This is a genomic window from Roseococcus sp. (genome assembly GCF_965227005.1).
In the GTDB taxonomy this organism is placed as follows: domain Bacteria; phylum Pseudomonadota; class Alphaproteobacteria; order Acetobacterales; family Acetobacteraceae; genus Roseococcus.
In genome coordinates, this window is the sequence record NZ_CBDDFJ010000024.1 from 21,379 (window position 1) to 42,141 (window position 20,763).

A 20,763-nucleotide genomic window follows, 5' to 3' on the forward strand; every position below is an offset into this window, starting at 1 on the left:
TGGTCGCGACCATGCCCTATCGCGGGATCTTCCTGACCGAGGCGACGCTCGCGGCCTTCGGACGCTTCCTCGAAAAGCCCTAGCTGGAGGCCTTCATCGCCCAGTCGGCGATGACGGTGCTGGCTTCGGCGAAATCCTCGATCCGCATCTCTTCCAGAGGCGTGTGGCTACCGTTCTGGTTGCGCACGAAGACCATCATCGAGGGAATGCCCGCCTGGGCGAAGGCGGCGGCGTCGTGCCCGCCGCCAGAGGGCATCACCTTGTAGCCGATGCCCAGCGCCTCGGCCGAGGACGCCAGTGCCGCGCGGATGCCGGCATCCATCGGCGTGGGCTTGGATTCCTGGCCGGAACTCAGCTCGAACTTCACGCCGCGCGAAGCCTCGATCTCCGCGACGAGGCGGAAGATCTCGGCATAGATGCGGTCGAGCGTCGCGGGCTCGGGCGCGCGGACGTCAAGGCTGAAGTCGATCTCGCCCGGCACCTTGCCGAAGCCCGCCTGATCCGAGGTCGCGATGGTGCAGAAGGTGATGACGGAGGGCACGCCCTCGCCCTCCAGCTCGCCCCAGAAGAGGTCGAGCCGGTGCGCGAACTCGGCGAGCGCCAGGGCCGCGTCGTGACGATAGGCGCGGGGCGTGGCGCCGGAATGATTCCACTCGCCGATGACCTTGCCCTTACGGATGCGGCGGTTGCCGGGCAGGGCGGTGACGAGGCCGACGGGGATTTCCTCCGCATCCAGCACCGGGCCCTGCTCGATATGTAGCTCCAGATAGGCGTGGACGTTCTCCGGGCCGAGCAGCTTCCTGCCCGACCGCAGCGCTTCCGGGTCGAAGCCCAGCTCGCGCATGTGGTGTTCCAGCGACAGGCCGGTATCGGGGCGCAGGATGGCGAGGTTCTCGGGCGGGAAGCTGCCGAGCGCGCCGCGGCTGCCGGGGAAGCCGTTGAACCAGGCGCCGCCCTCCTCCGCGCGGATCGCCATGACGGTCACGTCGCGCTTCGGGGTGAAGCTGGCCTGCTTCATGCCGGCCACCACGGCCATGCCGCAGATCACGCCTGCCGCGCCGTCGTAATTGCCGCCCTGCGGCACGGAATCCAGATGGCTGCCCAGGATGATCTTCGGCAGCGTGCGGTCGCTGCCCGGCAGCGTCATGTACATGTTGCCGGCGTAGTCGACCTCGATCTCGAGGCCGAGCTTTCCGGCTTCGGCGCGGACCAGCGCATGGGCGATCTCCTCGCCGCGGCCATAGGCCTCGCGGGTGACGCCGACGCCATCGAAGGTCTTTTCCCTGAGGCTGTCGAAGAGTTGGGAGGCGAGGGCGATGTCGGGGCGGATGTTCGTGCTCATGCCGCAAGGCTAGTGCATCCTCGGGAGCGGGGAAATCACCGGACGGGGTTCGGAGGCGTGCCGGAACGGGAGGACGAGCCTTTTCCTTGGGCATATGCGAAGGGAACATGCGGCGCGTGCGCGGCTTGCCGACGCGCTGGCATCCTTATAAACATCCGGCAACGCCGGAACGCGGTCCAGTACAGTCAAGGACCGTCCATATGAATCGTCGTCAGATCCTGGGTAGCGCCGCCGCGCTGCTCGCTGCCCCCTCGCTCGCCCAGGCCCAGGCCTCACGAACCCTGCGCTTCGTGCCGCAGGCCGACCTCTCGGGCATGGACCCCATCATCACCACGCGCCAGGTCGTGCGGAATGGCGCCTTCCTGGTCTGGGACACGCTCTATGGCGTCGGCGCGGATTTCGAGCCCAGGCCGCAGATGTGCGAGGGCCATCTCGTCGAGGACGACGGCAAGAGCTGGACCTTCACCCTCCGGCAGGGCCTGAAGTTCCACGACAATGAGCCCGTGCGCGCGATCGACTGCGTGGCCAGCATCAACCGCTGGATGGGCGCGGATGTGATGGGCCGCCGCCTGGCCGCCGTGCTCGCCGCGATCGAGGTGCTGGACGACCGGCGCTTCCGGCTCCGGCTGAACCGGCCTTTCCCCAAGCTGCTGCTGGCCTTCGGCAAGGTGACGACGAACACGCTCTTCATCATGCCCGAGCGCATCGCCAGGACCGACCGCTCGCGCAACATCACGGAATACGTCGGCTCCGGCCCGATGGTCTTCCGGCGCGACGAGTGGGTGCCCGGCGCCAGCGCGGCCTTCGAGCGCTTCCAGGGCTATGTCCCGCGTGACGAGCCCGCGGACTGGATGGCCGGCGGCAAGCGCATGCTGCTGGACCGAGTCGAATGGGTGACGATGCCCGATGCCAGCACCGCCGCGGCCGCGCTGCGCCGTGGCGAGATCGACTGGTGGGAGCAGCCCATCCCCGACCTCGCGGCCTCGCTGCGCGCGGCGCGCGACGTGCTCATCGACATCGCCGATCCGCTCGGCAACGTCGCGGTGCTGCGCTTCAACCAGACCTTCGCGCCCTTCACCGATGTCCGCCTGCGCCGCGCCTTCCAGGCGGCGGTGAAGCAGGAGGACTATATGGGCGCCGTCGTCGGCGGCGATCCGGCGCTGTGGAAGCCGATGCCGAGCTTCTTCACGCCCGGCGCGCCGCTCTACACCGAGGCCGGGAGCGAGCCGCTGCTGCGGCCGCGCGACATGAACCTCGCCAAGCGCCTGATCGCCGAATCCGGCTATAACGGCGAGGCGCTGGTGCTGCCCTCGGCGAATGACATGCCGGTCGTGAAGGCCCAGGCCGAGATCACGGCCGATCTGATGCAGCAGATGGGCCTGAAGGTCGATCTGCTCGCCATGGACTGGGGCGCCCATTCGACGCGCACGGCCAGCAAGCAGCCGGCCCATAGCGGCGGCTGGCATGTCAGCCACACTTGGGTCGCGGGCGCCGAATGCGCGAGCCCGGCGGGTCACAAGTCGCTTGACGGATCGGGAGAGACCCTCACCAATGGATGGGCCCGATCGGCCGCGGTGCAGACCCAGATCGACGCCTGGTTCGACGCGACGACGGCGCCGGCCGAGCGCGTCGCGGTCGATGCGGCCAACCGCGCGGCCATGGAGAGCGTCATGTTCATTCCGGCGGGCTTCTTCCTCAACTACACGGCATGGAGGCGCAACGTGACCGGCATCGCGAAGTCGCCTTTCCCCTGCTTCTGGGGCGTGGGGAAGGCTAGGTGAGGGCAGCGTTCACACGTCGCCTTCTGACGCTGGGCGCGGCGGCGGTTCCCCTTGCCGCCCGGGCGCAACCCACCTGGCCCACGCGCCCGGTTCGGCTCGTCGCGGCCTTCGCGGCGGGAGGCGGGGTGGACCTGCTGGCCCGCATCGTCGGCGCGCAATTCGAGCGCAGCTTCGGCCAGCCCTTTCCGGTGGACAACCGGACGGGAGCGGGCGGGCAGATCGGCACGGACCTCGTCGCCAAAGCCGCGCCCGACGGCCAGACGCTGCTTCTCACCTCCTCGGCCGCGCATGGCGTGGCGCCGGCGCTCTATCCCAACCAGCCCTATGATCCGCTGCGGGACTTCACGCATATCGGGCTCGTCGCGAGCGGCCCGATCGCCTTCATGGTGAATGCGCAGTCGCCCTACCGCACGCTCGCGGAGTTCATCGCCGCGGCCAAGGCGAGGGGCGCGCCCATGACCTTCGGCTCCGGCGGGACCGGCAGCCTCGCCCATCTCACCGGCGAGGTGATCTATCGTCGCCTGGGCATCGAGATGACGCATGTGTCCTATCGCGGCAGCGCGCCGGCCCAGGCGGATCTCGTCGCGCGCAACATCGACGCGATGCTGGACAACCTCTCCACCCACGCCGCGCTGATCCGCGCGGGGACGCTGCGCCTGCTGGCCGTGGCCTCGCGGGAGCGCAGCCCGGGCATGCCCGACGTGCCGACCTTCGCGGAGCTCGGCTATCCCGATCTCGTGGCGGCGGGCTGGTTCGGGTTGTGTGGTCCGGCCGGAATGGCACCGCCGCTCGTGGCGCGGCTGAACGCGGCCTTGCGGGAGGCGACGGCCAGGCCGGAGGTCCAGGCGCAGATCGAGCAGCTCGGCCTGCGGCCCGAGGGCGGCATGTCGCCGGAGGAATACGGCGCCTTCGTCACCAGCGAGGTCACGCGGTGGCGCGAGGTGGTGCGGATCGCCGGGGTGAAGATCGAGTAGCGCCAGGGCGTCGAGCCCTGGCGCGGTTCGCGGGGGCGTCGCCCCCGCGTGTCAGAGCTCCTCGCCGGCGCCCGTGCCGCTGATCGGCGTGGGAATGCACCATTCCTCGCCGCGCGCCGTGGACACATATTCCGGCCACCACAGATCGACCGGCGGGACGAAGTCCTTCGGCAGGAGCGGACCGACCCACTTGCTGCCGCCGACGCCGCCGCCCGTGCGATCCTTGAACTCGGCCTGCGCCGCGCCCAGCGCCTCCGGCAGCGTCGCGAGGTCGACCAGGGTCAGCGCCATGGTCTTGCCGGCCACGAACATGCCCGGATCGATTGCGGCGGGCAGGCCGCCCAGCGCGTTATAGGCCCAGTTGGGATAGGCGAAGCCCTTGCTCGGCGGCCGCATGCGCGGGCGCGCGGCGAGCAGCCGAACCGTCGGCGCATGCCAGGAGTATTCGACGTAATCGTCCGCGCTGAGGTGCTTCTGCCAGGCGGGCAGGCCGCCGCGCAGCCGCGCCTCGTTCTCCTCGGGCGGCATCAGGCGCGTGACCGTGTCGATGAAGGGATCCTCCATCGGCTCGAGGCCCAGGTTCTTCTGGATCTCGCGGCCGAACTGAAGGGCCTCCTCCGAATAGGTCGGCGCGCCCACGGCCTGGAGGTTCTTCCAGGTGAGATCCGTCATCGCCTGGTTGGGCAGGCCCACGCGGGTCTTGGTCACCCAGCGCACATGGGCCTTGCAGCCCGTCATCGCGGCCACATGCCTGGCGTTGTTCGCCAGCACGCGCCAGATCTGCTCCTGGATTCCAAGCGCGGAGGAGCGCCAGGAATACTGGATCTGCGAGAAGCGCGGCGCGAGATTGTCCGAGGTCGCGCCCCCATCGCCGAGCACGAATTCGTTCAGCGTCCAGGAGCCGGCGTGGGGGAACATCGCCTCCTTGGTGTATTTCGTGGTCGTGTACATGAGGCACAGCGCGTCGAGCGCGCCGGGGCAGCGCGCCTGGGCATGCGCGCCCTCGATCGGCACCAGGGTCGGGTCGATCCAGGTCTCGGGCGAGCTCGCCTCGAAGGTGATGACCGCGCTCCAATAGGCACCGAAATGCGTCTCGCCCGTGACCGTGTTGTAGGGCCAGGGATGCCAGACGACGGCGGCGTCCATGTCGTCGAAATAGCCCTTCGCCGCGTGGATGGGCTTGGATCCGCAGACCTTCTCGGCCGGCTCGCCGAAGAGCTTCAGCGTGCCGGCCACGCCATGCTGCTGCATGGCCGCCTTGGCGCCGAGGATCGCCGTCAGCGCGGCCGTCCCCAGCATCGAATGCGGGTCGGTGTGGCCTGCGGCATAGGGGTGAACCCCCTCGCGCGGGGCCTGGTAGGGCACCACCTGCTGGGAGTTGCCCGGCACCGCGTCGTATTCGGAGAAGCTGGCGAGCACCGGCCCGCCACTGCCCTGCGTCCACTTCGCGGCGAAGGCGGTCGGCATGTCGCCGGAGCCTTCCTCCACCTCGAAGCCCTCGGCGCGCAGCAGGTCCACATAATCGCGGGCCGAGCGATATTCGCGCCAGGCCGGCTCCGCATAGGACCAGATCTTCTCATTGAAGGCGGAAAGCCGCGCTTCGTTCGCCGTGATGTAGTCGAGTGCGCTCTGGCGCACCGCGTCGTTGCTCATGTCTTGTTTCCCATGGACTGGCGCTTCTGGTCTCAGGCGCCGCGGCGGACGTTCCAGAACGTCGCGAAACCCTCGTTCACGTCGCGGATGTCCGACCGATAGGCGGTGGGCATCAGATACTGGCCGAGGGGGTAATAGGGCACCTCGCGCATCGCCTCGACCTGGATGTCGCGGCAGATGGCCTGCTGCGCGGCGAGGTCGGGCGCCTGGAACCAGGCGTCGCGCATCTCCTCGATCTTGGGCATGGTGGCCCAGCCGCCATAGCCCGCATCGCCATTGCCGCGCAGCGCGATATGGCCGGCCGGGTTCAGCCAGTCGGTGCCGACCCAGTTGGACACGAAGGCGCTCCAGCCGCCCTCGTCCACGGGGCCACGGCGGTTGCGCCGCTGCAGCATCGCGTTGAACTCGACGAGATAGACCTCCACGTTCATGCCCAGCTGCTTGAACATGTCCGCGACGACCGCGCCCATGAGCGAGGTCGGCTCGGAGGTGGAGGCGACCATCAGCAGAACCTTCTCGCCGTTATAGCCGGCGGCGGCGAGCTCGGCGCGCGCCTTGGCGAAGTCGCGCGGGCCGCGCAACGGATCGAGGCCGGCCTCGGACGCCATGGGCGTGCCGGGGCCGAAGAAGCCGCAGGGCGTGTGGTAGAGGCTGGTCTCGGCGGGGCCCACCAGCGCCTGCATGCAGCCGACCTGGTCGATCGCGCTCCACAGCGCCCGGCGGATGCCGGGATTGTTGAAGGGCGGCTGGATGTGGTTGACGCGCAGCATGCCCACGAAGCCCGACTTGTCGAGCACGCTCACCCGCACGCGGCGGTTGCGGCGCATCAGCGGCAGCAGGCTGTGATAGGCGTATTCCTGCCAATCGGACTCGCCGGCGAGCAGGGCGTTGGTGGCGGTGCCGCTATCGGGCATCACCGTCCATTCGACACGGTCGAAATGCACGGTCTTGGGGCCGGAGGTCCATTCGCGCTTGCCGTCCCGCCGCGGCACATAGCCTTCGAACTTCGTATAGACGAGGCGCGAGCCGGGCACGCGCTCATCCGCCTTGAAGCGGAAGGGACCGCTGCCGATCATCTCGGTCACCTGGCGGAAGGGGTCGGTATTGGCCAGGTGCTCGGGCATCATGGCGCAGACCGGCACCGAAGCCTTGCCGAGCGCGATGGGCAGCATCGGGAAGGGGCGCTTCAGGCGAAAGCGGATGGTCTTGTCGTCGGGCGCGGAGAGCTCGTCGGTCGCGGCCATCAGCGATTCGCCGAAGGGGTCGCGCCGGGCCCATCGCCTGATGCTGGCCACGCAGTCGCGCGCCGTCACCTTCTCGCCACTGTGCCACATGAGGCCGTCGCGCAGCGTGAGGTTCCACAGCTTGCCGTCGTTCTCGATGGTGTGGCCGTCGACCATCTGCGGCACGGCCTCGAAATTGCCGTCCATGCCGTAGAGCGTGTCGAAGACCATATAACCATGGTTGCGGCTGATATAGGCCGTGGTCGTGACGGGATCGAGCGTGATCAGGTCCTGCTGCGGCGTGAACTTCAGCGTGGTGGCGGATTGCGCGCGAAGGGTGGAGGGGGCCGCGATGGCCGCGCCTGTGGCCGCAAGCAGGTTGCGTCGTTGCATGGGGGAGATTCCTCGTCCGTAGCGTGATTCCTGCGGGAGAATGCGCGTATCCTCACGCCAGACAAGCCGATGGGGCGCGATCATTGGGCCGCGCGCGATCAATCTGCTCAATCGACTGGCCGGAGATGATCATCGCCTGGGCGGCGCTGCTCCGGCGAGGGCCGCGCGTTCAGCCCGCCTGCTGCGCCGAGGCCTCCTGGAAGGCGGCCATGTCCATCCACATGATCTCCCAGATATGGCCATCGGGATCCTCATAGCTGCGGCCGTACATGAAGCCATGATCCTGAGTCGGATTGGGATCGGCCCGGCCGGCGCCGGCGACGGCCGCCGTCACGGCGCGGTCCACGGCCTCCCGGCTCTCGGCGGAGAGGCAGAGCAGCACCTGGCTCACGCTCTTCGCGTCGGCAATGGGCCTGGGCGTGAACTGCCGGAACTTCTCGTGCGTCAGCAGCATGACGTGGATGGTCTCGGACAGGACCATGCAATTGGCGGTCGTGTCATCGCTGAACATCGCGTTCCTGGTGAAGCCGACCGCTTCGTAGAAGCGGGTTGCGCGTGCGAGGTCGGTGACGGGGAGATTGACGAAGATCATCTGAGCCATGGTCTGTTTCCTCTCGTGGGGACGTCATTGGGCGAGATCGGGCTTGGTTCCAAACTGCGATGAAAAGAATGAATGTCGCTCCCGGGTTTCATATAAACGATTGATCGGACATACGAAACTGTCGGCCTTCTTACGGTCCGTTACATTTTGCCCCAGGAAAAAGGCAGACCGGCCGCGACCTTGCCCCATCCAGGCGGTTTGTTGAGGCTATGGATCACCTGAAGGAGGAAATCATGCGTCACCTTCTCATCGCCGCCGCGCTCGGCGTCGGGCTTCTCTCGACCGGCGCGGCCACGCAACAGGCCTCGGCCGCGCCCTTCAATGCAAGCGGCATCGAAGGCCCGGGCGTCACCACCGTGCAATACTACGGCGGCCATTACCGCCGCCCGTATTACCCGCCGCCGCCGCCGCGCTACTACGCGCCGCGCCCGCGCCACTATGGCTATTACGCGCCCCCGCCGCCGCGCCATTACGGCCACCCGCGGCCCTATTACCGCCGCTGGTAGGCGATCAGGCGATCACCGGCTCGATGGTCCCGACCATCCACCGCGCGATCGCCGTCATGGCCGCGTCGGTGTGCGGCTGACCGACGAGCTGGATGCCCATGGGCATGCCGCCCACGGCCGTCATCGGTGATGTCACCACCGGCGCGCCGAGCGCCGAGCTCGGGGTGTTGTAGACGGCATCCCCGGTCGGGCGCGGGGCCAGCGGCTCGCCCGGCACGTCCGGCGACCAGGGCGGTGCCACGCCCGGCGAGGCCGGCGCGATCAGCGCCTCCACCACCGGCGCGAGCGCCGCGTGATGCGCGCGCAGCTCCTCGCGCCGCAGCAGGGCCGCGCGATAATCCTCGGGCGTCCACTTCTCCGCATTCGTCACGACACTCTGGCCGCGCCGGCTCACGCCATCGGGCCCGCCTGTCGCGATCAGGTTTCGGATGGCCCAGTGATTCTCCCAGGCCGTGATGGCGCCGGTCAGCGCCTGCACGCCCTGCAAGGCGCGCTCGAAGGTCTCGATCATCGGGTGGTCGCCGCGCCGCAGGACGGTGACGCCGGCCGCTCGGATACGCTCGATTAGCGTCTCGAAGGCGGCTTGGCTCGCCGCGTCCATCAGTGCCCAGCCCTCGGCCTCCATCACCGCCAGGGTCATCGGCTTGCGCGCCTGCGGCGTCGTGGAGGGACCGAACAATCCGAGGCGCCCCGGATCGCCGCCGGCGCGCCTGGCGATCTCGATCGCCACCTGCCACATGTCCTCGAGGCTGCCGGCATGCGGCCCGTGCGTGCTCATGCTGGTCGCCTGGCGCTCGCCGCGATTGATGGCGCCCTGCGTCGGCTTCAGCGCGAAATTCCCGCAATAGCTCGCCGGCCGGATGATCGAGCCGGCGACCTGCGTGCCGATCGTCGCCGGAACCATCCGCGCGCCCACCGCCGCCGCCGAGCCCGAGGAGGAGCCGCCGGGCGTGCGCGTGCTGTCAAAGGGATTGGTCGTCGGTCCCGGATGCACGCCGCCGAGCTCCGTCGTCACGGTCTTGCCCAGCACCACCGCGCCCGCGCCGCGCAGCGCCCAGATGGCGGCGTTGTCGCGCCTGGGGAAGTTCCCCTCATAGGCCTTGCAGCCCATCTGCGTCGGCATGTCCCTGGTCTCGAGCAGGTCCTTGACGCCGAGGGGCATGCCGTCGATCGGCGAGAGCGGCTGGCCGGCCTTCCAGCGCGCCGTGCTGGCATCGGCGGCCTCGCGCGCGCCGGCCTCGTTCCTCACGACCCAGGCCTGCACGACGGGCTCGCGCGCGGCGATGGTCTCCAGGCAGCGCTCCAGATAGGCGCGCGGGGAGTCCGTGCCCGTGGCGAAGGCTGGCGTGGCGTCATGCCAGGTCAGCGCGCGGAATTCCTTCGGCGAATAATTCGGCATGATGCGGGCGCCCTCCATCGACATCCTGATAAGGAGTGATCCTGTCCCGGCCTCGCCGTCCGAGGAAGGGCCCTTGTTGCGCGATTCAGCCGGTCGGCGTGTGCTTGCGCAGGAACTGCACGACGCCCCGCTCCTGCGCGGCGAGATGATCGGGGCCGCGCCAGTTGCCCAGCACCTCCACGCCGGGCAGGAGCCCGGCGAGCTCCGAGCTGGTCGCGGCGGGGTGGGGGATGTCGGTCCCGGGCAGCAGCAAGGTGGGCACCGGGCAGTTGCGCGCGAATTCCCGGTCCACGCAGAAGACGAAGTCGCGCGACCACATGTTGCGCCCGAAGCCGGCCAGTGCCTCCTCGGTGATTTCAGGCCGCGCGGCGCGCTGCTCGGCGCCCCATTCGGCATGGCTCTCGGGGAAATATTCCGGATGCTCCGGATTGAGCCCGATGGGGTTCTGCAGCACGGCGGAGACGACGCGCCCCGGCGCCGTCTCGATCGCCTTCAGGCAGAAGCTCCCGCCGATGCAGCCGCCCAGCACATGGAAGGCCTCGAAGCCGAGATGGTCCATCAGCGCGAGGTGGTCGGCGGCATAGTTGTGCCAGCCGTGATCGGCCTCGATCGCCGCCACGGACCGGCCGGCATTGCGCTGGTCCATGGCGATGGCGGTGAAGCCGGCGGCGGGCAAGGCGCGCGTCCAGTCGACCCAGGGGCGCGGCGGCCCTGCCGCGGCGGCGGACCACATCTCCATGCGCGAGCGCAGCCCGCCGGGGGCGAAGAGCAGCACGGGGAAGCCCGCGCCATGGACCTCATAGTGGATCGCGCCGTCCGGCCGCTTGAGTATGGGCATGCTGTCCTCCCTGTCGTCGATGTCGGGCAGAGTGCGGGGGGATCAGCCGGTGCGCCAGAGGCCCGGCGGCCCCAGCACGGGATCGCTGTCGGGAAAGGGCAGGGCGGCGATCCGCTCCAGCATCCGGGGCGTCGGCGCCTGTCGCTGGATGTCGCCCTCCTGGCCCGGCGGATAGGCGCCGACCACCAGGAAATCCGGGCTGGAGCGCAGGTTGCGATGGCCGGTGCCGGCGGGCAGCAGCACGACGTCTCCCGCGCGCACCTCCACCTTCACGCCATCCGGTCCGCCGAGCTGCAGCAGCGCCTCGCCAGCCGCGAAGCCGAGCACCTCATGCCCCTTGGCGTGATAGTGGTGGTAGTCGAAGACGCCGTCGCGCCATTGCGGCGGCCAGCCGTTGCGCGCGAAGAGCGCCTCCATCGCCGGGGCCGAGGCCTCCACCGCGGCGCGATAGATCAGCGCCGGCAAATGCGGGTTGTTCGGCACCCATCCGCTGGGCGCGAAATGCAGGGGCTGCGGCGTCATGCGAGGGCCGCCGCGATCTCCGCCCATTCGGCGTCGAGCGAGACCGAAGGCCGTTGCCGGCCGGCGCGGCGATACCAGTAATCCGCATTGGCCAGGTCGCCCTCCTTGCGGTGCAGATAGGCGTGCACCCAGGCGTTCTCCGTCGTGTCGAGGGATTGCGCCGCCTCATGCGCGCGCTCCCAGTCGCCGCGCGCATCCCACCACAGCGCGGCGAGCGGCGGGGCGAGCCCGTCGGGGCCTTCGAGATTCCTCAGGGATTGGGGTTCCATCCTCGGTCCTCCATCGGTCCATTCTAACCCGGATCGGCCCCTTGCGGGACCACGGGCGCCCGGCCCAGCATCGGCGCCGAACATCTTTGCCGGAGAGCGTGCATGGCCCAGCCTGAGGTTCCCATCGAGGTCGATCCCCAAAGCGGCATCTGGACCACCGATGGCCTGCCCATGCTCTATCTGCCGCGCCACTTCCTGGTGAACATGCAGAAGGGCATCGAGAACGCCATTGGCGCCGAAGCCTATCGCCAGATCCTCTATGGATCGAGCGATCTCTCCGCGCTGCAATGGTGCCGTGCCGAGGCGACGACACATGGCCTCTCCCCGGTCGAGACCTTCCGGCACTATCTCAAGCGCCTCTCGCAGCGCGGCTACGGCCAACTGGAGATCACCGCGCTGGACGAGGCGGCCGGGACCGGCGCGGTGACGGTGCGGCACTCGGCCTTCGCGCTGGGCTATGGGCCCAAGACGGGCCGGCCGGTCTGCTACGTCTTCGAGGGCAGCTTCGCGGGCGGGATGCGCTACGTGCTGGAGAAGGCCGGCAGGCCGGGCGAGCCGGTCTGCCGGGAGGTGGCCTGCGCGGCGGATGGACATCCGGAATGCCGCTTCGAACTGCGCTGCGAGGCCGTCTAGAGCCTTCTTCGTTCGCAAAGGCTCACTTCGAAGTCTCTAGCACTTTGTTTTTTCGATCATCTTCACCCGATCAGACGATTCCGTCTGATCGGGTGATGCTCTAGCCACGCTTTCGGAAGGGCGGAAACACGAGGTTCCCGCCCCGCCGCTTTCTTCAGGAATTGCCGGCCAGGGCCGCGGCCACCTGGCGCGCGAAGCCGGCCGGATCGCGCGGCACATCGCCGTCCTGCACCCGCGCCAGATCCAGCAGCAGCCCCGCCTTCTCGAAGAGCGCGGTGTCGCTGGACGCGCTCTCCGCGAGCTTGCGGATCAGCGGATGGCGCGGATTGATCTCCAGCACCGGCAGACCGCCTTCCGTGCCACGTCCGGCGCGGCGCAGCATGCGCTGCATCTGGAGGTCCGGCCCATGCTCGGGCGCGGTCAGCACGACGGCGCTGTCCACGAGACGATCCGTGGCGCGCACCTCGGAGACCTCCTCCTTCAGCGCATCCTTCAGCAGCGGCAGCAGCAGCGCGACATCCGCCGCCTCGGCCTGCGCCTCGCCGCCGGCCACCTTCGAGAGATCCACCGTGCCCTGGGTGATGCTGCGGATCGGCTTGTCCTCGAAGCTGCCGAGCCGCTCGGGCCAGAAGGAGTCGATACCGTCGGAGAGCAGCAGCACCTCCACGCCCTTGGCGCGGAAGCCCTCCAGCTGCGGAGACTTCGCCAGCGCGCCAGCCTCGTCGCCAAGCAGGATGTAGATCGCCTCCTGTCCTTCCTTCATGCGCGCCACATATTCGGACAGCGAGGTCCAGCCCTCGACGGCCGAGGAGCGGAAGCGCAGCAGGGCGGCGACGTCCTTGCGGTGCTCGGCATCCTCCCAGACGCCCTCCTTCAGCACGGCGCCGAAATTGTCCCAGAAGGCCTCATATTTCGCGGCGTCCTTGGCCTGGGCCTTCAGCTCGGACAGCACGCGGTTGGTCACGGCCTTGCGGATGCGTGCCAGCACGGGCGTGGATTGCAGCATCTCGCGCGAGACGTTCAGTGGCAGGTCCTCGGTGTCCACCACGCCCTGGACGAAGCGCAGCCAGGGCGGCAGCAGCCCGGCCTGGTCGGTGATGAACATGCGGCGGACATGCAGGCGCACGCGGCTCTCGCGGTCGCCCTCCACGGCCTGGAAGGGCTTCATCCCCGGCACGAAGAGCAGCGCGGAGAACTCCATCGAGCCCTCGGCGCGCCAGTGCAGCGTGGACCAGGGCGTGTCGAAGGCATGGGCGACGTGGCGGTAGAAGTCCGCGTACTGCTCCTCCGTCACCTCGGATTTCGGCTTGCGCCAGAGCGCCGTGCCCTCGTTCGCCGGCTCGTCATTGCCGTCGCGTGCCACCGTGATGGGGATGGCGATGTGGTCCGCCCATTTGCGGATGATGGTCTGCAGCCGGTAGGGCTCCAGGAACTCTTCCGCGTCGGACTTCATGTGCAGGACGATGTCCGTCCCGGCCTCCTCGCGCGTGGCGGGCGAGAGCGTGTAGTCGCCCTTGCCCTCGGAGGCCCAGCACCAGGCCTCGTCCGTGCCGGCGCGGCGCGAGGTGACCTCGACGCGGTCGGCGACCATGAAGGCGGAATAGAAGCCCACGCCGAACTGGCCGATGAGGCTGGGCTTGTCGCCGGCGGGGGTGTCGGCCAGGGACTTGGCGAAGGCGGCCGTGCCGGAGCGCGCGATGGTGCCCAGGTGCTGCGACAGCTCGGCCTTGGTCATGCCCGAGCCGGGATCGGTGATGGTGAGCGTGCGCGCCTCCTTGTCCGGCACGATGCGGAGCTTGGCCTCCTCGGGCAGGCTCAGCGCATGGTCGGTCAGGGATTCGAAGCGGCGGCGGTCCACGGCGTCCGCGGCATTGGCGACCAGCTCGCGCAGGAAGATCTCGCGCTCGGAGTAGAGCGCATGCACGACCAGATCCAGCAGGCGCCCGACTTCAGCGCCGAATTCATGCCGTTCCACGGTTTCGCTCATCAAATTCTCCCTTTGGGATAGATCACAACCGCGGGCGATATGCGGGGGTGAGGCGAATGTTTCAACCGCCCGCCGCCGGTCGGAGCCGGTGGGAGCCAAGCTCTGCCAGGGACGTGCAGCCGATCTGGGCCAGGGTCGCGTCGATCTCGCCGCGCATCAGGCGCAGCAGCTTCGCCGCACCCGCCTGGCCGGCGGCGGCAACGGCGTACATGGCGGGCCGGCCGAAGGTGCACATCCGCGCGCCCAGGCAGAGCGACACGACCACATCGCTGCCCCGGCGAATGCCGCCATCCACGATCAGCTCCATCCCGTCGCCGACGCTGGCCCTGATCTCGCCGAGGACATCGAGCGGCGCCGGCGCCGTGTCGAGCTGGCGGCCGCCATGGTTCGAGATGATGATGCCATCCGCCCCGGCGCGCGCGCAGATCAGCGCGTCCTCGGGGTGCAGCACGCCCTTCACCAGCAGCGGGCCCTTCCACAACCGGCGCACTAGATGCAGCACCTCCCAGGTCTGGCCGGGCGCGGGCGTCTGCGAGCCATAGAGGTCGGCGACGGAGTTCGCGTCCTTCCCCTCGCTATAGGGGAGCCAGTTCTGCATCGTCGGCACGCCGCCGCCACGGAGGTAGCCCAGCGTCCAGCGCGGCCGCATCAATCCCTGCAGGACGATGCCGGGCGTCAGCTTCATCGGCCGGGTGAAGCCGTTGCGGATATTGCGCTCGCGCCCGGCGATAACCGGCGTGTCGATGGTCAGTGCCAGGACCTTCACCTTCAGCGCAGTGGCGCGCCGCACGAGGTCCTCCACGATGGCGGGATCCTTGGTGCCGTAGATCTGGAACCAGGTCGTGTCCGGCGCCACGGCCATGGCGCTCTCGATGGAATCGCAGCTGGCGCTGGACATGATATAGGGCGTCCCGGCCTCGGCCGCCGCCTTGGCGAGCATCAGGTCGGCGCCGGGCCGGAAGAAGCCGGCGATGCCCATGGGCGAGATCCCGATGGGGCTGGCATAGCGCTGGCCGAAGATCTCCAGGGTCTGGTCCCGCCGGCTCACATCCACGAGATAGCGCGGCACCAGCCGGTGGCGCCGGAAGGCGGCGCGGTTCTCGGCCAGGCCTTCCTCATCCGCCACGCCGCCATCGATGAAGTCGAAGGCGATCCGGGGCAAAGCGGCCCTGGCGAGGACGCGCATGTCCTCCGCGTTCACGGCGGTGTTCAGATTCATGGTGTCCTCCGGGCGGCCCGCAAGTTCTAGGGCGCGGTGCCCGGACATGAAACGTCATCGGTCCACCGGCGGCAATCCAGGCCCGGATCAGCCGGCCGCGAGGCTGCGCTGCAAGCGCGCGATCGCGCCGGGCAGGCCGCGCACCTTCAGCACGCGGCCGGTCTCGTCGTAATCCTCCGACAGCACCCGCGCGCTCTCATAGACCTCGCCGATCAGGCCCTGCTTGGCATAGGGCAGCACCAGCGTGTCCTCGACCATGGCTTCCTCGAAGAAGGCGATGAGGATGTCGCGCAGCGCGCTCACATCGGCGGGCGCATGGGCCGAGAGCAGGATCGCGTCCGGGTGCTTTTCCAGCAGCGCGGCGCGCCCCGCCGCATCCACGCGGTCGAGCTTGTTCAGCACGAGGCGCGAGGGCACCGCATCCGCGCCGATCTCGCGCAGGGCGGTGCGGCTGACCTCCAGCTGCGCCTCATAGGTCGGGTCCGAGGCATCGACCACGAAGAGCAGCAGCGAGGCCTCCAGCGCCTCCGCGAGGGTGGAGCGGAAGGAGGCCACCAGGTCGTGCGGCAATTGCTTGATGAAGCCGACCGTGTCGGAGATGAGCACGCGCGGCCGCGTCTCCGGCTGCAGGATGCGCACCGTGGTGTCGAGCGTGGCGAAGAGCTTGTCCTCCACCAGCACCTGGCTGCCGGTCAGTGCGCGCATCAGCGAGGACTTGCCGGCATTGGTGTAGCCGACCAGCGCCACGCGCAGCTGGTCGCGCCGGGCGGAACGGCGATTGTCGCCGTCGCGCTGCACCGCCTCCAGCTGCTCCTTGAGCTCGGAGATCCGGTCGCGGACCTTGCGGCGGTCGAGCGCGAGGCTGCTCTCGCCCGCGCCCGGGCCCTGCTGGCGCCCGCCGCCGGTCGTGGATTCGCGCATGCGCGGGGCCACGTATTTCAGCCGCGCCATCTCCACCTGGAGCTTGGCTTCGCGCGTATTGGCGTGGCGGTGGAAGATCTCGACGATGACGCCGGTGCGGTCCAGCACCTCGGCGCCCGTCGAGCGCTCCAGATTGCGGAGCTGGCTGGGCGAGAGCTCGTGGTCGACGATCACGAAATCCGGCTTGCGGGCCGCGTCGGGCTCGGGCTCGTCCGCTTCGGGCTTCTCGACCGCCGCCTCGGCCTCAAAGCGCTGGCGGGCCTTGGACTTGGCGGTGGGCGCCATGGAGGTGACGACGCCTGTGCCGCCGGTGAGCGCCGCGAGCTCGGCCAGCTTGCCGCTGCCCAGCAGCGAGGCCGCGCCGATGCCCTCGCGCTTCTGCGACACGGTGCCGACCACCTCGTAGCCCAGGGTCTTCACCAGCCGCCCCAGTTCCTCGAGGCTGGCTTCATGGGCGACATCGGAGACGTCGGGCGTCTGGATGCCGACGAGGACGGCGCGTGGGATCGGCGATTTGGTATCCATGGCCATCATCTAGCATGGACGCCGCCAGGCTTCGAATGCGCGCCCGTCTCACCCCTCCACCGGCCCGATCTCCCGCGCGAAGGCGCGCCGCGATTCCAGCTCGCGCTCCAGCCGCGCCGTGACTTCCGCGCCGGTCTGCAGCACCGCGCGATTGCCGTTGCCATCCGTGATGGCCCGGAAGGCCTCGCTGCGCGCCGCCAGAGCAAGCCCGGCCGTCAGGCGCTCCACGATCGGTGCGGGCGTGCCAACCGGGGCGAAGAAGCCGTTCCAGACGGTGAAGTCCGGCTCCGTCAGGCCGAGCTCGGCCGTAGACGGCACGTCCGGCAGCTCGGGCAGGCGGGCGCGGCCGATGACCAGCAGCGGGCGCAGCTTGCCGTCGCGATAATGCACGCCGGCGGTGGGATAGTCGGCGCTGCCGATCTGTACATGGCCGGCAATGAGGTCCGTCACCTGCGGCGCCGTGCCGCGATAGGGCACCTTCACCAGATCGAGCCTGTAATGCCGCGCGAGCTGCTCCACCGACTGCTCGGAGACCGAGCCGCTGCCGGTGGTGCCGAAGGCCAGGCGCGGCTTGGACGAATTCCGCGCGCGGGCAAGCAGCGCCTCGAAGCTGCTCACGCCCAGGCCCGGATGCGCCCAGAGGATGCTCGAGGATTCCACGAAGATGCCGATGGGCGTGAAGTCGCGCAGCGGATCGAACTGCACCGCGTCGCCCAGCGCCACCACGCTGCCGATGAAGGCGGTGAGGTTGGGCACCAGCAGCGTGTAGCCGTCGGGCGCGCTGCGGGCGACGTGCTGGATGCCGATCGTGCCCGTGGCGCCGGTGCGGTTGTCCACCACGAAGGGCTGGCCGAACTGCGCGGAGAGCTCGCGCGCCAGGGCACGGCCATAGGTGTCGGTCGGGCCGCCGGCAGGCCACGGCACGACGAGCTTCACTGGCCGGTCGGGCCAGCTCCCGCCCTGGGCCGCGGCTGCGATGGGGAGGAAAGGCAGAAGTGCGGTGAGGCGAAGGGCGTCGCGACGCGAGGTGGTCATGGCGAAAGGCTCCGGAAAGGCGAGGGACGGGGCTTTTGGGCGAGGCGCGGTTCAGTGGCGGCTTCGACAGCATCCGGCGCGCGGGGGGAGGAGGATTGGCACGGGACCTCGGTTCAAGGGCGCCCGGCGGGTGGGCATGGCGCGAACCTATAAAACCTAATAATTTAGTTCAATAGGAAATTCACAATAACTATTGAATGATTGGATGTTCAGGCTGCAGTTCCGTGGTTTCCGTCCGGATGGGCGGCCGCTCGCTTCCGGGATTGCCTCATAAGACACTACTTAATCGACTGTTATAAAACACAAAATAAGCAATACGACGTGGATTAAGGATTTTCGCAAAATATGCCGTTGAAATGCACGGGATCGAACGTATAATCTGCAAACTACGATTTTACGAGAAGGAATCGGCCGTCGCCCTCCCTGCGGCGCGCCAGGACCAGATCACCGAGGACCCTCGAATGGCTCGCATCCCACGGCCGTCCATCACCCTCCGTCCCCGCTCCGGGGCGCCCTCGTGCTGTCGAATGCCCTGTCGCGGCTGAGAGCCGCGCCACCTGCCGACATCCCAAGCCCGAGCCCGGAGAATTCCCATGCGCCTGTCCAATCCCATCATCGAGGATGGAGCCCTCATCGCCGTCGCCGCCCAGGGCGATGCCGGCTGGTTCCTGATCGCCATCGACATGCGGCTCGAAGAGCTCGAACGCGCCAATTTCGAGAGCTCGTCCGAGGTGGAACGCGCCGCGCGCGGCTATCTCCGCCGCAACCACCCGCCCGCCAGCAGCTGGGGCGGAGCGTGGAAATGAGCCGCGCTTTTGCTCTCCTGCCGCCGTTGCCGCAGCGCTTCCCTGATGATCCCGCGCTGATCGAGGCCCTCGCCGAGCACGGCGCGCGCGACGATCTCGCCGCCAGCTTCCCCTTCGAAAGCCTGGAACTGCTGCGCCAGGCTGGCGTGCTCGCCCTTACCGTGCCGGCTGCGCTCGGCGGGGGCGGGGCAGGGATCACCCTTGCCGCCGAGGCGGTGCGCCAGGTCGGCAAGGCCTGCCCGGCCACGGCGCTCATCCTCGCCATGCAATTCGCCAAGCAGGCGGCGCTCGCCCGCAGCACCATCTGGCCAGCGGCCTTGCGCGAAAGGGTCGGCCGCCTCGCCGTGACCGAGGGCGCGCTGCTCAACGCCGCGCGCGTCGAGCCGGAGCTCGGCTCGCCCACGCGCGGCGGCCTGCCCGCCACGGTCGCGCGCCGCACCGACACCGGTTGGGCCATCACCGGCCACAAGCGCTATGTCACGGGCCTGGCGGGGCTGCGCTTCATCGAGGTTCTGGCCCGTACCGACGAGGCCGAGCCGCGCATCGGCAGCTTCCTCGTCACCGCCGGCACGCCGGGGCTGGAGACGCGCGAGACCTGGAACCATCTCGGCCTGCGCGCCTCGGGCAGCCACGACCTGCTGCTGACGGATGTCGCCGTGCCGGAATCCCACGCGATCGGCCTTGTTCCGGCCGGCAGCTGGGTGGGCAATGACGCGACCTATGCCACCTGGAACGCGCTGCTGATCGGCGCCGTCTATGCCGGCGTCGCCCAGGCCGCGCGGGACTGGGTGGTGAACTTCCTGCGCCACCGCCGCCCCTCGGGCATGGCCCAGCCGCTCGCCTCGCTGGCGACGGTGCAGCAGGCGGTGGGCGCGATCGAGGCGCAGCTCATCGCCGCCCGGCGCATCTCCGCCTCGCTCGCCGCCGATGTGGAGGCGGGACGCATCCCCCCGGCGTCGGAGACCGGCGCGGTGAAGGCGCTGCTCGCCGGCCACGCCATCAAGGCGGTCGAGCTCTCGGTCGCGCTGGCCGGCAACCATGCGCTCGATCGCGCCAATCCGCTGGAGCGCCATTGGCGCGACGTCCAATGCGCCCGCGTCCACGTCCCCACCGAGGAATCCGCCCATCTGTCCGCGGGGCGCGCCGCGCTGACCGCCGGAGACGTCCCATGAACCGCCGGCTCATTCTCTCGGGGATGCTCGCCGCCCCGGCCATCATCGCCCATGGGGCCCGCGCCGAGACGGCCTTCAGCCGGCCCATCCGCTACATCTCGCCCTTCCCGCCAGGTGCGACGAACGACAATGTCTCGCGCGTCATGTCGCGCGCGCTCGGCCAGCGACTGGGCGTGAGCGTGGTGGTGGAGAACCGCGCGGGTGCGGGCGGCGCCGTGGGCGCGCGGCTCGTGGCCGAGAGCCGGCCGGACGGGCTGACGCTGCTCAACGCCTCCGCCGGCAACCTGACCATCGCGCCGCACCTCAACAATGTCGGCTACGACCCGCTGCGCGACTTCGCCCCGATCGGCATGGCCGGCGAGGCCTTCAGCGTCATCGCGGTGAACCCGGCCCTGCCGGTCCGCAATTTAGCCGAGCTGATCGACTACGGGCGGCGCAACCGTGGCGTGCTGAACTACGGCTCGGCGGGCATCGGGTCGGCGGGGCATCTGCGCGGCGCGCTGCTCGCCGATGCGGGCGGCTTCGAGGCGGTGCATGTGCCCTTCCCGGGCTCCGCGCCGGCGGCCAATGCGCTCGCGGCCGGGGATGTGCATATCATGATCGATCCCATCGTCGCGCCGCATGTGCAGGCCGGGCGCGCCCGCGCGGTCGCGTCCCTGGGCAATGGCCGCTGGGATGCCTTCCCGGAGGTACCGAACATCACCGAGCTCGGCCTCGGGCGGGACTGGCCCTCGGGCGGCTGGTTCGGCCTCTTCGCCCCGGCACGCACGCCGGTGGAGATCGTCGCCCGGCTCAACCAGGAGTTCAACGCCGGCCTCGACGAGCCCGAGGTGCAGGCCGCGCTCCGCCGCTTCGGCCTCATCCCCGAGAAGCTCTCGCCCGAGGAATTCGGCGCGCGACTGCATCGGGACCACGCCTCCACCGGCCAGGCGCTGCGCCGCCTCAACATCGCGTGAAGGAGACC

At 69.3% G+C, this 20,763-nt stretch carries 19 protein-coding genes; 7 read left to right on the plus strand and 12 right to left on the minus strand.

All coding sequences use genetic code 11. The features are described from left to right. Positions 1–79: 79 nt before the first annotated feature. Positions 80–1,342 carry a Zn-dependent hydrolase gene (locus ACO057_RS13480; RefSeq protein WP_421992532.1) on the minus strand — a complete coding sequence of 421 codons (1,263 nt, stop codon included), beginning with the start codon at positions 1,340–1,342 and terminating at the stop codon, positions 80–82. A 200-nt stretch (positions 1,343–1,542) separates the two neighbouring features. Here ACO057_RS13480 and ACO057_RS13485 point away from each other — a divergent pair, with 200 nt between their 5' ends. Beyond that, complete coding sequence (locus tag ACO057_RS13485) at positions 1,543–3,123, plus strand: ABC transporter substrate-binding protein (RefSeq protein WP_421992534.1); 1,581 nt, start codon at positions 1,543–1,545, stop codon at positions 3,121–3,123. Beyond that, positions 3,120–4,097 (plus strand): Bug family tripartite tricarboxylate transporter substrate binding protein, encoded by a 978-nt coding sequence (locus ACO057_RS13490; protein ID WP_421992536.1) that lies wholly within the window; start codon positions 3,120–3,122, stop codon positions 4,095–4,097. Before ACO057_RS13485 ends, ACO057_RS13490 begins: the two co-directional genes overlap by 4 nt. 51 nt (positions 4,098–4,148) lie before the next feature. Here the strand turns inward: ACO057_RS13490 and ACO057_RS13495 are convergent, their stop codons facing one another. From ACO057_RS13495 to ACO057_RS13505, 3 genes are all read right to left on the minus strand, one after another. Next, positions 4,149–5,750 carry a M20/M25/M40 family metallo-hydrolase gene (locus ACO057_RS13495; RefSeq protein ID WP_421992538.1) on the minus strand — a complete coding sequence of 534 codons (1,602 nt, stop codon included), beginning with the start codon at positions 5,748–5,750 and terminating at the stop codon, positions 4,149–4,151. Positions 5,751–5,782: 32 nt separating this feature from the next. Continuing rightward, on the minus strand, positions 5,783–7,366 hold the full coding sequence (locus ACO057_RS13500) for an ABC transporter substrate-binding protein (RefSeq protein WP_421992540.1): 1,584 nt from the start codon (positions 7,364–7,366) through the stop codon (positions 5,783–5,785). 169 nt (positions 7,367–7,535) lie between these two features. Further along, positions 7,536–7,967: a VOC family protein gene (locus tag ACO057_RS13505; RefSeq protein WP_421992542.1), complete on the minus strand. Its 432-nt coding sequence runs from the start codon at positions 7,965–7,967 to the stop codon at positions 7,536–7,538. Between the two features lie 233 nt (positions 7,968–8,200). On the opposite strand from ACO057_RS13505, the gene ACO057_RS13510 reads away from it, so the two are divergent. After that, the gene (locus ACO057_RS13510; RefSeq protein WP_421992544.1) at positions 8,201–8,473 is read left to right on the plus strand and encodes a hypothetical protein; all 273 of its coding nucleotides are present in this window, start codon (positions 8,201–8,203) and stop codon (positions 8,471–8,473) included. A 4-nt stretch (positions 8,474–8,477) separates the two neighbouring features. Here the strand turns inward: ACO057_RS13510 and ACO057_RS13515 are convergent, their stop codons facing one another. The 4 genes from ACO057_RS13515 to ACO057_RS13530 form a co-directional block, all read right to left on the minus strand. Next, on the minus strand, positions 8,478–9,896 hold the full coding sequence (locus ACO057_RS13515; protein WP_421992546.1) for an amidase: 1,419 nt from the start codon (positions 9,894–9,896) through the stop codon (positions 8,478–8,480). Positions 9,897–9,957: 61 nt separating this feature from the next. After that, entirely contained in the window at positions 9,958–10,710 is a 753-nt protein-coding gene (locus ACO057_RS13520; RefSeq protein ID WP_421992548.1) for an alpha/beta fold hydrolase, read from the minus strand. A 42-nt stretch (positions 10,711–10,752) separates the two neighbouring features. After that, positions 10,753–11,232, minus strand: coding sequence for a cupin (locus ACO057_RS13525; RefSeq protein ID WP_421992550.1), 480 nt, complete (start codon positions 11,230–11,232; stop codon positions 10,753–10,755). Continuing rightward, positions 11,229–11,501 (minus strand): hypothetical protein, encoded by a 273-nt coding sequence (locus tag ACO057_RS13530; protein ID WP_421992552.1) that lies wholly within the window; start codon positions 11,499–11,501, stop codon positions 11,229–11,231. Before ACO057_RS13530 ends, ACO057_RS13525 begins: the two co-directional genes overlap by 4 nt. A 102-nt stretch (positions 11,502–11,603) precedes the next feature. Here ACO057_RS13530 and ACO057_RS13535 point away from each other — a divergent pair, with 102 nt between their 5' ends. After that, positions 11,604–12,134 (plus strand): DUF5943 domain-containing protein, encoded by a 531-nt coding sequence (locus tag ACO057_RS13535; RefSeq protein WP_421992554.1) that lies wholly within the window; start codon positions 11,604–11,606, stop codon positions 12,132–12,134. Positions 12,135–12,288: 154 nt separating this feature from the next. On the opposite strand, the gene htpG is transcribed toward ACO057_RS13535, so the two are convergent. The 4 genes from htpG to ACO057_RS13555 form a co-directional block, all read right to left on the minus strand. Continuing rightward, on the minus strand, positions 12,289–14,121 hold the full coding sequence (gene htpG, locus ACO057_RS13540) for a molecular chaperone HtpG (protein WP_421992556.1): 1,833 nt from the start codon (positions 14,119–14,121) through the stop codon (positions 12,289–12,291). Positions 14,122–14,182: 61 nt separating this feature from the next. Then, on the minus strand, positions 14,183–15,340 hold the full coding sequence (locus ACO057_RS13545; RefSeq protein WP_421992558.1) for an alpha-hydroxy acid oxidase: 1,158 nt from the start codon (positions 15,338–15,340) through the stop codon (positions 14,183–14,185). Between the two features lie 87 nt (positions 15,341–15,427). Beyond that, entirely contained in the window at positions 15,428–16,786 is a 1,359-nt protein-coding gene (gene hflX, locus ACO057_RS13550) for a GTPase HflX (RefSeq protein ID WP_421992560.1), read from the minus strand. A 48-nt stretch (positions 16,787–16,834) separates the two neighbouring features. Continuing rightward, positions 16,835–17,821: a Bug family tripartite tricarboxylate transporter substrate binding protein gene (locus ACO057_RS13555; RefSeq protein ID WP_421992562.1), complete on the minus strand. Its 987-nt coding sequence runs from the start codon at positions 17,819–17,821 to the stop codon at positions 16,835–16,837. 593 nt (positions 17,822–18,414) lie between these two features. On the opposite strand from ACO057_RS13555, the gene ACO057_RS13560 reads away from it, so the two are divergent. The 3 genes from ACO057_RS13560 to ACO057_RS13570 are packed head-to-tail and all read left to right on the plus strand — an operon-like array spanning position 18,415 to position 20,755. Next, on the plus strand, positions 18,415–18,627 hold the full coding sequence (locus ACO057_RS13560) for a hypothetical protein (protein WP_421992564.1): 213 nt from the start codon (positions 18,415–18,417) through the stop codon (positions 18,625–18,627). After that, positions 18,624–19,799, plus strand: a complete 1,176-nt coding sequence (locus tag ACO057_RS13565) for an acyl-CoA dehydrogenase family protein (protein WP_421992566.1) — start codon at positions 18,624–18,626, stop codon at positions 19,797–19,799. Before ACO057_RS13560 ends, ACO057_RS13565 begins: the two co-directional genes overlap by 4 nt. Further along, positions 19,796–20,755: a Bug family tripartite tricarboxylate transporter substrate binding protein gene (locus ACO057_RS13570; protein ID WP_421992568.1), complete on the plus strand. Its 960-nt coding sequence runs from the start codon at positions 19,796–19,798 to the stop codon at positions 20,753–20,755. Before ACO057_RS13565 ends, ACO057_RS13570 begins: the two co-directional genes overlap by 4 nt. Positions 20,756–20,763: the final 8 nt, after the last annotated feature.

Bases quoted from the DNA above. Each gene is read 5' to 3' on its own strand.
- ACO057_RS13505 (WP_421992542.1), bottom strand. From the start codon at position 7,967: ATGGCTCAGATGATCTTCGTCAATCTCCCCGTCACCGACCTCGCACGC.
- ACO057_RS13535 (WP_421992554.1), top strand. From the start codon at position 11,604: ATGGCCCAGCCTGAGGTTCCCATCGAGGTCGATCCCCAAAGCGGCATC.
- htpG (WP_421992556.1), bottom strand. From the start codon at position 14,121: ATGAGCGAAACCGTGGAACGGCATGAATTCGGCGCTGAAGTCGGGCGC.
- ACO057_RS13480 (WP_421992532.1), bottom strand. From the start codon at position 1,342: ATGAGCACGAACATCCGCCCCGACATCGCCCTCGCCTCCCAACTCTTC.
- ACO057_RS13530 (WP_421992552.1), bottom strand. From the start codon at position 11,501: ATGGAACCCCAATCCCTGAGGAATCTCGAAGGCCCCGACGGGCTCGCC.
- ACO057_RS13520 (WP_421992548.1), bottom strand. From the start codon at position 10,710: ATGCCCATACTCAAGCGGCCGGACGGCGCGATCCACTATGAGGTCCAT.
- ACO057_RS13565 (WP_421992566.1), top strand. From the start codon at position 18,624: ATGAGCCGCGCTTTTGCTCTCCTGCCGCCGTTGCCGCAGCGCTTCCCT.
- hflX (WP_421992560.1), bottom strand. From the start codon at position 16,786: ATGGATACCAAATCGCCGATCCCACGCGCCGTCCTCGTCGGCATCCAG.
- ACO057_RS13495 (WP_421992538.1), bottom strand. From the start codon at position 5,750: ATGAGCAACGACGCGGTGCGCCAGAGCGCACTCGACTACATCACGGCG.
- ACO057_RS13515 (WP_421992546.1), bottom strand. From the start codon at position 9,896: ATGTCGATGGAGGGCGCCCGCATCATGCCGAATTATTCGCCGAAGGAA.
- ACO057_RS13500 (WP_421992540.1), bottom strand. From the start codon at position 7,366: ATGCAACGACGCAACCTGCTTGCGGCCACAGGCGCGGCCATCGCGGCC.
- ACO057_RS13560 (WP_421992564.1), top strand. From the start codon at position 18,415: ATGCGCCTGTCCAATCCCATCATCGAGGATGGAGCCCTCATCGCCGTC.
- ACO057_RS13545 (WP_421992558.1), bottom strand. From the start codon at position 15,340: ATGAATCTGAACACCGCCGTGAACGCGGAGGACATGCGCGTCCTCGCC.
- ACO057_RS13525 (WP_421992550.1), bottom strand. From the start codon at position 11,232: ATGACGCCGCAGCCCCTGCATTTCGCGCCCAGCGGATGGGTGCCGAAC.
- ACO057_RS13485 (WP_421992534.1), top strand. From the start codon at position 1,543: ATGAATCGTCGTCAGATCCTGGGTAGCGCCGCCGCGCTGCTCGCTGCC.
- ACO057_RS13570 (WP_421992568.1), top strand. From the start codon at position 19,796: ATGAACCGCCGGCTCATTCTCTCGGGGATGCTCGCCGCCCCGGCCATC.
- ACO057_RS13510 (WP_421992544.1), top strand. From the start codon at position 8,201: ATGCGTCACCTTCTCATCGCCGCCGCGCTCGGCGTCGGGCTTCTCTCG.
- ACO057_RS13555 (WP_421992562.1), bottom strand. From the start codon at position 17,821: ATGACCACCTCGCGTCGCGACGCCCTTCGCCTCACCGCACTTCTGCCT.